13 protein-coding genes and 1 pseudogene are annotated in these 13,688 nt (G+C 62.8%); 8 read left to right on the forward strand and 6 right to left on the reverse strand.

What is annotated here, in order from left to right; all coding sequences use genetic code 11:
* Positions 1–17 precede the first annotated feature (17 nt).
* Together ACEW7X_RS12030 and ACEW7X_RS12035 are read right to left on the reverse strand one after the other, a co-directional pair.
* Entirely contained in the window at positions 18–794 is a 777-nt protein-coding gene (locus tag ACEW7X_RS12030) for a DUF2285 domain-containing protein (protein WP_420177248.1), read from the reverse strand.
* A gap of 369 nt (positions 795–1,163) precedes the next feature.
* Positions 1,164–1,511, reverse strand: a complete 348-nt coding sequence (locus ACEW7X_RS12035; protein ID WP_420177249.1) for a DUF2958 domain-containing protein — start codon at positions 1,509–1,511, stop codon at positions 1,164–1,166.
* A 265-nt stretch (positions 1,512–1,776) separates the two neighbouring features.
* Here ACEW7X_RS12035 and ACEW7X_RS12040 point away from each other — a divergent pair, with 265 nt between their 5' ends.
* Positions 1,777–2,067: a helix-turn-helix domain-containing protein gene (locus ACEW7X_RS12040; protein ID WP_420177250.1), complete on the forward strand. Its 291-nt coding sequence runs from the start codon at positions 1,777–1,779 to the stop codon at positions 2,065–2,067.
* Between the two features lie 51 nt (positions 2,068–2,118).
* On the opposite strand, the gene ACEW7X_RS12045 is transcribed toward ACEW7X_RS12040, so the two are convergent.
* Complete coding sequence (locus ACEW7X_RS12045) at positions 2,119–2,433, reverse strand: DUF736 domain-containing protein (protein WP_420177251.1); 315 nt, start codon at positions 2,431–2,433, stop codon at positions 2,119–2,121.
* A gap of 655 nt (positions 2,434–3,088) precedes the next feature.
* On the opposite strand from ACEW7X_RS12045, the gene ACEW7X_RS12050 reads away from it, so the two are divergent.
* Positions 3,089–3,625, forward strand: a complete 537-nt coding sequence (locus tag ACEW7X_RS12050; RefSeq protein WP_420177252.1) for an AAA family ATPase — start codon at positions 3,089–3,091, stop codon at positions 3,623–3,625.
* A gap of 155 nt (positions 3,626–3,780) precedes the next feature.
* Here the strand turns inward: ACEW7X_RS12050 and ACEW7X_RS12055 are convergent, their stop codons facing one another.
* Together ACEW7X_RS12055 and ACEW7X_RS12060 are read right to left on the reverse strand one after the other, a co-directional pair.
* Complete coding sequence (locus ACEW7X_RS12055; RefSeq protein ID WP_420177253.1) at positions 3,781–5,853, reverse strand: ParB/RepB/Spo0J family partition protein; 2,073 nt, start codon at positions 5,851–5,853, stop codon at positions 3,781–3,783.
* 81 nt (positions 5,854–5,934) lie between these two features.
* Positions 5,935–6,759 carry a DUF932 domain-containing protein gene (locus ACEW7X_RS12060; RefSeq protein WP_420177254.1) on the reverse strand — a complete coding sequence of 275 codons (825 nt, stop codon included), beginning with the start codon at positions 6,757–6,759 and terminating at the stop codon, positions 5,935–5,937.
* Positions 6,760–7,447: 688 nt separating this feature from the next.
* Between ACEW7X_RS12060 and ACEW7X_RS12065 the strand changes: the two are divergent.
* Positions 7,448–9,663, forward strand: a pseudogene (locus tag ACEW7X_RS12065) (AAA family ATPase).
* 51 nt (positions 9,664–9,714) lie between these two features.
* Here the strand turns inward: ACEW7X_RS12065 and radC are convergent.
* Complete coding sequence (radC, locus tag ACEW7X_RS12070) at positions 9,715–10,224, reverse strand: RadC family protein (protein WP_420177255.1); 510 nt, start codon at positions 10,222–10,224, stop codon at positions 9,715–9,717.
* A 373-nt stretch (positions 10,225–10,597) separates the two neighbouring features.
* Here radC and ACEW7X_RS12075 point away from each other — a divergent pair, with 373 nt between their 5' ends.
* Genes ACEW7X_RS12075 through arsH form a run of 5 tightly spaced genes read left to right on the forward strand, consistent with a single transcriptional unit; the run spans position 10,598 to position 13,683 of the window.
* A complete protein-coding gene (locus ACEW7X_RS12075; RefSeq protein ID WP_420177256.1) occupies positions 10,598–10,939 on the forward strand; it encodes an ArsR/SmtB family transcription factor in 342 nt (113 codons plus the stop codon).
* Positions 10,940–10,943: 4 nt separating this feature from the next.
* On the forward strand, positions 10,944–11,438 hold the full coding sequence (locus ACEW7X_RS12080; protein ID WP_420177257.1) for an arsenate reductase ArsC: 495 nt from the start codon (positions 10,944–10,946) through the stop codon (positions 11,436–11,438).
* Between the two features lie 11 nt (positions 11,439–11,449).
* Positions 11,450–12,529, forward strand: a complete 1,080-nt coding sequence (gene arsB, locus ACEW7X_RS12085) for an ACR3 family arsenite efflux transporter (protein WP_420177258.1) — start codon at positions 11,450–11,452, stop codon at positions 12,527–12,529.
* 16 nt (positions 12,530–12,545) lie between these two features.
* A complete protein-coding gene (arsC, locus tag ACEW7X_RS12090; RefSeq protein ID WP_420177259.1) occupies positions 12,546–12,968 on the forward strand; it encodes an arsenate reductase (glutaredoxin) in 423 nt (140 codons plus the stop codon).
* Positions 12,961–13,683, forward strand: a complete 723-nt coding sequence (arsH, locus tag ACEW7X_RS12095; RefSeq protein ID WP_420177260.1) for an arsenical resistance protein ArsH — start codon at positions 12,961–12,963, stop codon at positions 13,681–13,683. The genes arsC and arsH overlap by 8 nt, the downstream gene beginning before the upstream one ends.
* Positions 13,684–13,688: the final 5 nt, after the last annotated feature.

Raw genomic sequence — 13,688 nt, forward strand, 5'->3', positions numbered from 1 at the left:
CAAAACGTCCCCCCTCACTACGATACAACTGGCCCAAGCTGCGCCAGACTGCGATAGCCGCCGCGCATCAACGCCTCGCCACGACGCACCAGCCGCCGCACGCGGGCACGCAAGGCGCTGTCGGCGTGCCAGTCGGTGGCCACGGCATCCACGCCGAACAACCCTTCGGCCACCTCGCGCAAGGACGCGCCCGCCAGGGTCGCGTCGAGCGCCTGCAAGGTGTGCAGTTCCTGCACCGCTGCGAGCGTGGGCCGGGAACGGGCCGCTGCCGCAGGCACGGAGTCCGGCAGCACCGTCAGCTTGTCCAGTTCGGCCACCAGGGCCTGATAACGCGCGCAGGGCATGGCGCAGGCGCGGGTGGCGTAGAGATAGGCCATGCCGTCTTCCAGGCCCGGCGCCAGCGCGAGCCGCAGGCAGCAGCCGGGCCAGCGCGACACCAGCACCAGGCGCTTGCCGTCATGGATCAGGTGCTTGCGACCGGGGACGCGCCAGAATTCGAAGGCATAGGCTTCGGGCGGCGGATCGGCATCGGGATAAAGCTGCACCACGGCATCGTGATCGGGAAACCAGGCGGGATGCGCGTCGCGTGCGTCCAGGGCGGGATCTTCCAGCAGGCGCAGGCCCCAGCGGTGCGCCGCATCCGGCCGACAACCACGGCGCAGCCAGTCGCGGCGGTAGTCGGGATTGCGGCGCAGGTATTCCCAGGCCAAGGCCGGGCCATCAAGGTGCAGCGTGTAGAGATACGCGGCGGTGGGATACCAGTGTTCTCGATGTTCGGCACTCGGGCCAGCCATGACGCAACCTCCTGTCAGTCAGCAGGAACGTCGCCAGGGTTTTCGACGTGCGGGAGCTACCGTTTCAACATCAAAACGTCATCGTTATCGGGTTAAGCTGAAACTGCGGATGTCAAGTCCGATTGGCTCCGGTGCATTGCGAAAATCGTCTGAATGCGACGGCTGCGCCGCCTGGAATTGACGGTCAGCAGTCGATACCGTGCCGCAGCCCGGGCTAAAGACCATGACTGTTTGCAGCAGGGTCGCACCGCTTCGGTGCAAGAGTGCGGATTCAGACCGGGCGGGTCTTGAGTGAGACGGAAATAGTCACAATACGCTCCGGCCGGACGGACTGCGCAAGCCTGTCGCGGCAGGCCGCACAGGCTTCGATCAGTCCGGTATCGAACCGTTTTCCTGCGCCAGCCGGACGTACTCCGACAGCGGTCGCGTCGCCTGAAAGTAATGATCGCGCATCACAGGCTGCTTGCGCGGCCCGACGATGAACGCCAGATCGGACAGCTTGACCGTGCCCAGCGCCGGCATCCCGATGCCAAGGTCGATCAGGCCATAGGCCGTATCGCCATCCGCAGGATCGAGCGACACCAGCAGCCAGATGGCGTGCGCATCCGGCGTGAACAGCCGCACCACGGGCAGCGGATCGGTGTCCTGTCCGCCAGCGCGGGCCTGGCCGTTGGCCAGCAAGCGCGTGCGGTCGTCGGTGGTGATGAGCTGTTTCATGGCTGCACTCCCACGGATGCGCAGAACCGCCGAGACGCTTTCCGGCCTTCCAACGAAAGCACAGAAGCGCATGACCACGCATGCACAAAAGTGTAAAGGCACGAAGGCGTATGTGCGGAAGTCAGGAAAGACTCGATTCAGGCTCTCCGGTTTGGAGGAAACCCGCCGATACGGATTTCCGTAGAGGCACAAATACAGGCGAAATTGGATGAATGAGTTAAATATAACGTGGTTTTAATTGTGCTGCGAATCGACGCTTCTGTCTATGCAGAAGCGAACCGTCCAGCGCGGCCGACCGGCCGGCTCCACCACCTTCGATGCCGAACTGGCCCAAGCCTTCGGCGCGGCGGTGCGTGCGCTGCGAACGGAGCGCGGCATCGCTCAGGAGACGCTGGCCAACCTGGCCGGGATTGAGCGCTCGCACATGGGCAAGATCGAGCGTGGGGAGCATGCGCCGAGCCTGGCGATCATCTTCAAGATCGCCGGTGCACTGGAATGCAGTACCGCGGTGCTGATGGCCGAGACGGAAAGCCGGGTTCAAGCCGCCGAGACATAGCGGCTGGGAGGAAATGCCCCGCCGCAACGGGCGGGGCGCTGCGGGCGGCCGTCAGGCCGCCTTGGGCTTGCTGCGCGACCAGATCAGGTCGTGCGTGCCGTTCTCGCCTTCGATCAGACGGGCATAGACCGTCGCCGGGAACGAAGGATCGTCGATGGCCACCGACAGGTAATCCCGCCCGGCCTCGCTGGTTTTCTTCCACCCCGCGCCGAAGTCGTGGCCCGCCGCTTGCAGGCGGAAGTCGGGAGCGCTCTCGGTGTTGCCCTTGTCGTTGGGAACCAGCTTGACCTTGACATTGAGCGTCAGGGTACGGAGCGTGCCGGTGTAGCCGTCTTTGTCTGCGGTGAAGGTGCCGATGTTAGCCATTGCGATTTCTCCTTTCGGGTGAATCAAGGTCGCGCCAGTGCGTCCTTGTTGTGATCCGTCCGGCGGGGGATGGGCTGGCCGCACCGCGCAGCGGTCGCAACACCGTGGAGAACCTGGAAGCGCCTACAATTTGGCCCGCGAGGAATGCGCGCAGCGCAGGGGAAATTGTTGGCGCTGCAAGGTTGTGGCCATGAAGCCCAAGGCGCAGCCGCGCCACCGCCAGGATTCACGACAAGACAAGGACGTACAGGCCGACCGCTCCCGAATGGAGACATGGCCGACTCGGCATCCCCGCGTGATGGCTTCACCGGCTTGCGCCCTGACGCGGGCCAGGTCAATGTCCCGACGACAAGGCCAGAGCGCCCCTGCCGCCACTTGCGGCACATGCTTGAGGTGTGTCGTGGAATCCGCATGGCGAGGTCGAGCGGTGTGTCGGTGAACCGTCCTTCGTGACGAACAGGCAACGAACCGCCAGCGTCGGGCACGGCACGCTTTTACACAACCTGCCGCAGCAAGCCGAGGCGTAGCCCACCAGCCCCGCCCATTGCGGCGGGGCGCTTATTCCGCAAGCGGTAGCGCGATGCGCCGACACGCCCGACGTTCCCCACCGCTGGCCAGCACAGCTAAACCCACTTATTAATCGGACACCGACACCATGAACCCCTTCGTCATCATTTCCGGATGCTCGAGCGGCGGCAAATCAACCCTGCTGGCCGAACTCCAGCAGCGCGGCTATGCCGTTATCGAAGAACCCGGACGGCGCATCGTGCAGGAACAAACCCGCACAGGCGGCCAGGCCCTGCCGTGGCTCGACATGACGGCCTTTCTGCGCCGGGCGATCGACATGGCGCTGGATGACCATGCCCATGCATCACGCGACGGCTCGCAATGGGTGTTCTTCGACCGTGGCCTGATCGACGCGGCGGCAGCACTCCAGGCATTGACCGGCGAACCTGTGCTGGACACCCTCGGTCAGCAGTACCGCTACCACCCGCACGTTTTCCTCGCGCCGCCCTGGCCCGATATCTATGCGCAGGACGCGGAGCGCCGCCACGACATGGATGCCGCCCTGATCGAATTCGAGCGGCTTTCGCACGCTTATCCGGCGCTGGGCTATGCGGTATCGCTGTTGCCCAAGGTCGGCGTGGCGCAGCGCGCCGACTTTGTGCTGGACACTCTGGCAGGTCGCTGACCTGCCACGTTATCGCTGGGCCTTGCAACCGGGCGTGGCCACTGCCGCGCCCGAATTTTTGACCACCGGCCCCAAGGCGGTACGGCTTGGGGCCGGTGCTGATTGGGCAGCAAAACGCCCTGGCCGAAACCAAGGCGCTTGCTTGTGTGTAAAGATCACGCGGCCAGCGCCTGGGCCTGCTGCTGTTCATCCGCCATAGCGGCAGCTTCCGGTGCTTCGGCGTCTTCACACTCTGCCACGGCCTGCGCGTCCTGTTGCTGGCTTTCAGTACGGAAGATGGCGGGCATCCATCCCGTGCCATCGGCCAGCCGTTCGGCTTCGCTGGCAATGTCGGCCTTCTTCAACTTCGCTAGCCGGGTGACATGCTCGGGCGCGTACTCGCCCACGGCGTCCAGAATCGCGGCCTTGGAAATGTGCTTGAAGTAGCCTTCGGCAGTCGGCTGCCACCATGCGGCCATGTCCAGCCCCACCGCCTGCGCCAGTGTCGCGCCCGGTTGCTGCACCGTGGCGCGTGGCGTCACCGCGTCCACCGTGGCCGCCACGCACACCGCCAGCAGCCGCACCAGTTCATCCTGCGGCTTTGTCAGCAGCGCGGCGAACAGTTCGGCGCTGTCCTGCGACAAGGCAACGCCTGCCACCTGTTGCCGTTCGCGCAGCGCTACGGCGGCGGGCGATTCTGGCCAGTCCGGGGCAAGGCTTTCCAGCCGGTCTTGTACGGTCAGGCGCACGCCCAGCGGCAGGCTGTCACGGTTCAGGCCGTAGCGGCTGCCTTGCAAGACGGTCTGCACCATGCCATGCACCACAGCAGCCAGCGCGACACTCGGATGCCGGGCGACTTCGATTTGCAGCGCGGCGGTGCGGTGGGCGCTCAGGCGCTGCGCCAGCCGGTCGGACATGGCGGCAGTCTTTGGTGCGTCCTCGCCTTCATCCTCGTTGGCGGCATCCTCGCCACCAAAACCCTGCCGCAAGCGTTCCAGCGTGCGCAGGGCGCGGGCTTCGGCTTCCCGCATCAGGCCGCGATGCACCACGGCTGCGCCGTTGCGGTCGATAGTGACGATGGCACCGGCGGCAGCCTTCACGTTCGCGCTGTAGTCCTGCAAGCCATCTTCCAGCGCCTGCAACTGCTCGCCCAGGCGTTCGCCTTCCTCCTGCAAGGCATCGGCCTTGTCCTCGTCGTCGGCGTCCAGCGCGGCATCCACGGCTTCGGCCAGTGCGTGCAGCTTGGCTTGCAGGGTCTCGATGCGGGAGGCTTCACGCTTGTTCGGTTCGCGGCGCTCCCTCGGGGCACGCTGGAAGGTGTGCAGGTCGGCATGGGTGACAGAAGGCGTGGCATCCACCCATGCCCAACCTTCGGCCTTCACCTCGGTGGCAAGGCTGGCCAGCTTGTCCTGCGCCAGCCCTTCCAGCAGCGCCGCATCGGTCAGATACACGCCGGTATCGCCTTCCGCGAACAAGTCGCGGCGGATGCCACCGCCAGCGGCTTCGTAGGCGTCCAGCCCAACAAAGCGCACCAGCGGATGGTGATGGGCATCCATTTCCCGCTCGGTCAGGCGTTCGCGCAAGTACGACGGATGGCGTTGCCATGTCGGCGCATCGTAGAACGCGGCTTCCTGCGCGGCATGGTCGTCGGTGATGGCAAGCGCCATCAACTGGTCAAGGCTGACGGCTTCGGCCCGGTAGTCGGCCAGCAGGCGCGGCGAGACATTGGCGAGTTTCAAACGGCGTTGCACCACCAGCGGCGTGACGCTGAAATCCGCTGCAATGTCCTCGATGCTGCGACCCTCCATCACCAGCGCGGCGAAGGCTTCGAACTGGTCTGCCGGGTGCATGGCTTCGCGCTGCACGTTCTCGGTCAGGCTGGCCGTGCGGGCCGTGCCATCGGCGACCCGCAGGCAAGGCACCCCCCATTCCTTGCTGATGCGGCGCTTCTTCGCCAGCAGCTTCAAGGCGGCAAGGCGACGGCCACCGGCGACGACTTCGTAGTGTTCGCCATCGGCGGTCACGGTGACGATCAGGTTTTGCAGCAGGCCGACACGCTGAATGCTGGCGGCGAGTTCGGGAATGGACATGCGCGGGGTCTTGCGCACGTTGCGGCCCTTGGGGCGCGACACCAGCCGCGACAGCGGCACCAGAATCAGGTTCTTGGTGGGGTCGGCGGCTTCCAGCGGGATGGCAGGCGTGGCGGCGGCGTGGATGGCTTGGGTTTCGGTGTGGTTGATGGCGTTCATGGTGAAAACTCCTTGCAGTGATGGAATGCAGCAGCGAATGACGCGGCAAGGGTCGCTGCCTGCCCCTGCCGCGTGAGGGGTTCAGGCTTTCAACTGGCGCAGGCCATCGGCCAGCAGCCACAGGGCGCGATTGAGGCGCACATCGGAATCAATCCCCTGCACCGGGCGAGTGCGCTGGCGGCGTCCGTTGGCGCTGCGCCCGGACAAGCCGCCTTTGGTCAGGTTCTCCTGGGCGCGGTTGAACACGCTCCACAAGTCCGGGCGGCGGTCATCGAACCGGCGCGGCATCAGGATTTGCGACTCGGACACCGGCGCGGGCTTGTCCGGGTCGTCGTATTTCAAGGCCAGGGCGGCGCGGGCGAATACTTCGGCTTCGCCCTCGTCGAGCGTCACGGCCCGCATGGCTTCGCGGTTCTCCTTCACGCGCTCAAAGCCGCTCAAGACTTCGTAAGCGCCTTCGATCACGGAACCGGCCACATCGCCTTTGTGGGGAATGCGCACATCGGCCACGGTGTCGCCGCAGACAAGGCCATTGCTGCACACGAAGCGGAACATTCCGGCCAGCATCTGATAGCTGCTGGTGCCGTCGTGCGAGTTCAACAGCACAATTTCGTTGGCTTCCGCGCCATTGATCTGGCTGGCGTGGCGCAGGCGAATCATGTGCTTGGTGAAGTCGCGCCGGTCGGCAAAGCGGGTGCGGGTCTGCGCCACCATGAAGGGCTGAAACCCTTCCTTGCGCAGTTCGGTCAGCACGGCGGCGGTGGGGATATAGGCGTACCGCTCGGAACGGCTCTCATGCGGCGCTTCCGCGAAGATGGATGGGGCCACGCGGTGAATCTGGTCATCGGACAGCGGGGAATCGCTGCGCAGTACCGGGGAATGGGAAGCGAAACGGGATGCAAGCATGGTCTTTCTCCTGACGAAAAGGGTTTGCTGTTCACACCGCACACCGGATTCCAAGATTCGGAGCCCAGCCTTTGTGGCTGTTCGGTGCGGTTGGCACGAAGAACCCGGTTGGCCCTGTTGCCACCGTCTTTCCTGAGTTCATCGCCCGCGACGGTCAGGAGCCCACGGACGGGGGCCGTCAAGGAGGAAAGCGTCAGGGGGGCGCGGCCCGCAGGCGCAGCCGAGGACACGGCCTGGCGCGCCTTGACGGCACGCGGCCACGGGCTACAGTCGCGAGCAAGGTGATGGACTCAGGAGAGACGGCTGGACATGGCAACGGCCGCCCCTTTGTGCCGGCCTGCACGCAAGCGGCGAGCGCGCAGGCCCGGATCTGGAAGCCGGGCCGTAGGCGTCAGGGATGTGAAAGGCTGGCGAATGCCAGTCCCGTCAGGGATGAGTGGATAGCGAACCTGGAGCAGCGCGGTCCGCGAAGCGGAGACGCAAGAGGAATCTTCGTTTATTATTTGTTTTGCAAGAAAATGTTTCCAAGAAAGGAATACAGAGACTCAAAATCTAGCTCGACTGGCTATTTGTTGGCTAAGAGCAGATGGTAGTCGAGCTATCAAGGCGGACGGAGCGCGCTCGGCCTAGCGTCTGATTGGGCATTAGGGTTACCGCCGCAAGTATCCCTATGGGAGGGGGGACAGTCATGATCAAAGACATCGTCATCCAAGGCTACAAGAGCTTTCATCCAACAACTCCTGTCACTATCACGCTTGAGACGGCGACACAAAAGCCAGTGTTCTTCTACGGGCTCAATGGCGCCGGAAAAACAGCGATTGGGGAAGTGATCCACGGTCACAGCCTGGGAGATGCCGATTTCCATGCATGTCGAGTAGAGACTACACAGGGCGGGCCATTCCGCTATCTGGTCTACAACCACCATTTTGTGCAATCTGTGATCGGTGAAGCCGAGGGCATGCCCGGCATCTTCACGATGGGCGAGTTGGACACCCAAACACAGAGGCAGATAGAAGAGCACGAGCGCTTGCTTCATGATGTTCGGATAGCACGCGAGGCCGCACAGCGAGATATCTCCCGCATCAACGGAGAACTCGCGACGGCGCTAACCGATGCCAAGGAGTCCGTGTGGGCTACTTACAAGGCTCATGATAAAGGCGTGTTCGACAATTTCCTCACGGGATACGGACGTGGCGCACAGAAGTTTTTCGATGACCTCCGCAAATATGAAGTCCCGGACGACGAAGTCTTGGACGATCTGGATAACCTAGCCAAGCGCTTAGGTGATATTTCCGGGGATGAAACATTGAAAGGTACCCACCACTTTTCAGTGGACGCGTTCCTGGTCATTGAGAAAGACAGCATCTGGCGGGAACGAGTGGAAGTATCAGGCGAAAGCCGCCTTGCCTCCCTTGTAGAGAGGCTAGGAAACGGTGACTGGGTAAGCAAGGGCCGCGCGTTCGTGCATGACGATCACTGCCCATTCTGCCAGCAGGAGCTGCCTCACGGCTTTCTGGGAGACTTGGCCAAACTACTGGACGGAGACCGTCAACAGAAGATTGACCTCATCGAAACCCACGTCCTCGCTTATGAATCCTCGATTCAGACCTTGGAAGAATCTGTTAACGGCGCGCTAGCAGAACCCCTCTCCCAAGAGACTGACTTGCAGGCAAAGTGGGATGCTACGCATGCTCTTTTAAAGGCGAACTTGGCTACCATGCGGCTGAAACAGGCGACACCTGCAGAACCAGTTGAAATTGCCTTGGTGGATATGCTGCCATTGCAGGAGGCGCTATCGGCACTCAACACTCGCATTGGAGCCTTCAATAAGCGAATCCAGAACAAAGTGGCCGAACACAAGGCAATCCGAGACGAATTCTGGAAGAATATGTGGCGGGACCGCGTTGACGTCTATCGGGCATATGACGCCCGCATTGCTCCACTCGGCCTGCAATTAGCTGCCGCAAAAACTGCGGACCAGGAAGCAGGAGCCAGAGAAACCCACCATGTTGGTGCCCTTACCGAACTCCGCAAAAAGCAGGAAGGCGTGGATGCATCGGTGGCGTCAATCAACGATCGACTGAAAGGGCTAGGTATTGATTCCTTCTCGATAGCCCGCAAACCCGGCGAAGGCAGTTTGTATTGCTTGGAGCGTCCGGCACACGGCGAGAGCAGCGCCCAGTCGCTGAGCGAAGGAGAGAAAACCCTGATCTCCTTTCTCTATTTCATCGAGCTTCTGAAAGGTTCTAAGGAGCAAGGGGCTTCGGTGGATATCGGAAAAACGATTGTAGTCATTGATGATCCAATATCCAGCTTGTCGCACAATTTCGTCTACGACATCGCGTCTATGATTTGCCATGAACTAATCAGGCCGCCAGGTGGACAGAAAGTTCGGCAGGTCATCGTTCTCACTCACAATCTCTTCTTTCTGCACGAGCTGGTGTATCAGATAGCGGGCAGCAGACTGGCAAAGGCTGGCGAAAAATGTCAGTTAATACGTGTGGTTAAGAGCGAGCACAGTCGAGTGGTACCGATGGATGCCCGAGACTTTGCTAACGACTACGACGCGCTCTGGCATGTCATGAGGATGCCAAAGAAGGATCGGCCCGCATCCAGGTGGTACCGAATACCATGAGGTGCATACTGGAAAACTTTTTCGCGTTCACGGGTAATACGAAGCAGTTTGAGGAAATCCTGAAACAGTTGTCCCTGGAAGACGGGGCCTTCCGTCCCTTGGAGCGGTTTTTGAACCGGGGATCACACCGGGACGAAACCAACATTGCCCACATTGACTGGGGACAGTTCGATATTTCCTACTATCTCGGCAAGCTGGAAGCTGTCTTCAAAGCCGCAGGTCATCCTGACCACTACCGTTTGAAAATGGGGCTTCCAGATCCCGGATAAATCCAAGCAACAACGCTTGGACGCAGCAAAAAGGGGCCGAAGCCCCCGAAGTCATAGCAAGCCGCGCTCTGCGAATGAAGTGACAGCGGCGCCTGCGACGATGATGTGATCCAGCACGCGAACGTCCACCAGCGCCAGCGCCTCCTTGAGCCGCTGGGTCAATACCTTGTCTGCCTGCGACGGCTCAGGATTCCCGCTCGGATGGTTATGCGACAGGACGACCGCACCCGCATTGAGCCGAAGCGCAGCCTTGACCACCTCGCGCGGGTACACCGATGCACTGTCGATGGTGCCCCGGAACATCTCGGCATACTCGATTAGCCTATGGCGCGTATCCAAGAACATCACCGCGAAGACTTCATGCTCGAAGCCCGCCAGCATGTTGCGCAGGTACTCCTTGACCAGCGCCGGAGAAGTGAACTCAGCACCGCGCTGCATCTTCAACTCAATGGCCTGGCGTGCTGCTTCAAGAATCTGATCTACCGACGCCGGCAGATAGCGCCCTTGGGCGTCACGCACCAGCAAAGCGTCATCGAACGAGGAAAAGGACAGTTGCGACATGATCGTGCTCCGGTTGCTCGGGCGGAATTGCCCGGAACCGTGGCCAGCACGGCGCAGCGCAAGCAGTCACAGGATCGAAGACGGCCATGGGCCGCAAGCGTGCGAGCACGCGCAGTCCTTTACGGCTGCGACCGCCGTGATACGGTGAAGGGAACGGCAAGCCGCCCACACTCCCCACCAGCCACACACCCGCTGTTGGCAAGTGCGCAGCACGCGCAGGCCCGGATCAACGAGCCAGGCCGGAGGCGTCAGGGATCAGCGCCGAATGGCAGTGATTCGATACGAAGCACGGGGCGCAGCCCGCGAGTCCGACGGCGGTACGCTGGGGCGCCATGAAGCTCGGTCGGCTATCCTCCTTTCATTAATTCAATGTTTGTTGTATTATCGAATAATGAACGAAGATCAAGCCGTTTCCGCCCTGAGCGCCTTGGCGCACACCCAACGCCTACGCGTGTTCCGCGCCCTGATCGTCGCCGGCCCGGAAGGACTCACGCCCAGCGTGCTGGCCGACCAGTTCGACGTGGCCCGCAACACCTTGTCGTTCCACCTGAAGGAACTGGCTCACGCCGGCCTCGTCACCATCGAGCAGCAGGGTCGCAACCTGATCTATCGCGCCGAATACGTCCATATGAACGGCCTGATCGGCTACCTGACCGAGCACTGCTGCCAGGGCGGCGTCTGCGAAGTCTCCGAATCCACCCAATGCGAGTGCTGACGCCATGACCGACACAACCTACAACGCACTGTTCATCTGCACGGGCAATTCAGCCCGCTCGATCCTCGCCGAAGGGCTGCTCAACGAATTGGGTCAGGGCCGCTTCCACGCCTATTCGGCCGGCAGCCAGCCAAAGGGCGAAGTGCATCCGCTGGCGCTCGCCACGCTGGAGCGCCTGCGTCTGCCGACGACCGGCTATCGCAGCAAGAGCTGGGACGAGTTCGTAGCCCCCGGTGCGCCGGTGTTCGACTTCATCTTCACCGTCTGCGACAACGCCGCTGGCGAGGCTTGCCCATTCTGGCCGGGCAAGCCGGTATCGGCGCATTGGGGCGTGCCCGATCCGGCCGCGGTCGAAGGCACCGAGGAGCAACAGCGCAAGGCGTTCCTCGATGCGGCGATCACGCTGCGCCGACGCATCGAACTATTCCTGTCCCTGCCGCTCCAGCGCCTCGATGCCCTGTCCTTGCAGCGCGAGTTGCGCGATATCGGCCACCAGTGAGGCCAGCCCCGATGACCGCAACCGATACCGTCGGCAGTGTGCCGGCCACTTCCGCCATGAGCGGCTTCGAGCGTTACCTGACAGTGTGGGTGCTGCTGTGCATCGTCGCCGGCATCGCGCTGGGCCAGTTCGCGCCTGGTGTGTTCCAGACCATCGGCCGCATGGAAGTGGCCCAGGTCAACCTGCCCGTGGGCCTGCTGATCTGGGTCATGGTGATTCCGATGCTGCTCAACAAGGTGGACTTCGGCGCACTCGGCCAGGTCAAGCAGCACTGGCGCGGCATCGGCGTGACGCTATTCGTCAACTGGGCGGTCAAGCCGTTCTCGATGGCGCTGCTGGCATGGATCTTCATTCGCCAGGTCTTTGCCGACTGGTTGCCGGCCGACCAGCTCGACAGTTATGTCGCCGGGTTGATCCTGCTGGCCGCGGCGCCCTGCACCGCAATGGTGTTCGTCTGGAGCCGTCTGACCGGCGGCGATCCGGTGTTCACGCTGTCGCAGGTGGCGCTCAACGACACCATCATGGTGTTCGCCTTCGCGCCCATCGTCGGCCTGCTGCTGGGCCTGTCGTCTATCACTGTGCCGTGGGACACTTTGCTGACCTCGGTGGCGCTTTATATCGTCATCCCGGTCATCCTCGCGCAACTTTGGCGCCGCGCGCTGCTGCGCCGGGGCCAGGCCGCGTTCGACCGGGCTTTGGAGCGCATCGGCCCGCTGTCCATCGCCGCACTGCTGCTGACACTGGTGTTGCTGTTCGCCTTCCAGGGAGAAGCCATCATCCGCCAGCCGCTGGTCATCGCCATGCTGGCCGTGCCCATTCTGATCCAGGTGTTCTTCAATTCCGGCCTGGCCTACTGGCTCAACCGCAAGGTAGGCGAAAAGCACAACATCGCCGGGCCGTCGGCGCTGATCGGCGCGAGCAACTTCTTCGAGCTGGCCGTGGCCGCCGCCATCAGCCTGTTCGGCTTCCACTCGGGCGCGGCGCTGGCCACCGTGGTCGGCGTGTTGATCGAAGTGCCGGTGATGCTGCTGGTAGTGCGCATGGTCAACCGCTCGCGTGGCTGGTACGAACGCCGCGCGACCATTCCGTAATCTTCAAGGGCATCCCATGAGCACCATCACGATCTACCACAACCCGGCCTGCGGCACCTCGCGCAACGTGTTGGGCCTGATCCGCAACAGCGGCGAGGAGCCGATCATCATCGAGTACCTGAAAACGCCGCCCGACCGCGACACGCTCAAGGCGCTGATCGCGGCGATGGGCGGGCCGGTGCGCGCGGTGCTGCGCGAGAAAGGCACGCCCTATGCCGAACTCGGTCTGGACGATCCGAAGTGGAATGACGAGCAATTGATCGACTTCATGCTCCAGCACCCCATTCTCATCAACCGGCCGATCGTGGTCACACCGCTGGGCACGCGCCTGTGCCGGCCCTCGGAAACCGTGCTCGAGCTTCTGCCACAGCCGCAGCGCGGTGCGTTCAACAAGGAAGACGGCGAACCCGTGGTGGACGAGGAAGGTAGCCGTGTCTGAATCCCGCCTCGACCTGCCGAACATCGACTCGGCGCTGTTCCAGCAGCCGGACACGGAACGGCTGCTGGCACCCGAGCGGGCCACGCACGCGCCGCGCTTCCTGCTGCTCTACGGCTCGCTGCGCGAACGCTCGTTTAGCCGGCTGGCCGCCGAGGAAGCCGCCCGCATCCTGCGGGCGCTGGGCGGCGAGACGCGGATGTTCAACCCCTCGGGCCTGCCGCTGGTGGACGATGCGCCCGCCGATCACCACAAGGTCAAGGAACTGCACGAGCTGGTGCAATGGGCCGAAGGCATGGTGTGGAGTTCCCCGGAACGCCACGGCGCGATGACCGGCCTGATGAAGACCCAGATCGACTGGATTCCGCTGTCGATGGGTGCAGTGCGACCGACCCAGGGGAAAACGCTGGCAGTGATGCAGGTCTCGGGCGGCTCGCAGTCCTTCAACGCGGTCAACCAGATGCGCGTGCTCGGCCGCTGGATGCGGATGCTGACCATCCCCAACCAGTCGTCGGTCGCCAAGGCGTATCAGGAGTTCGACGAGGCCGGGCGCATGAAGCCCTCGGCCTACTACGATCGCGTGGTGGACGTGATGGAAGAACTGATGAAGTTCACGCTGCTGACGCGCGGCGTGGCACCGTACTTGGCCGATCGGTACAGCGAACGCAAGGAAAGCGCCGAGGCATTGAGCCTGCGTGTCAGCCAAGCGGCGATCTAAACGCC

The sequence above is a fragment of the Kerstersia gyiorum genome (assembly GCF_048595715.1).
Taxonomy (GTDB): Bacteria; Pseudomonadota; Gammaproteobacteria; order Burkholderiales; family Burkholderiaceae_B; genus Kerstersia; species Kerstersia gyiorum.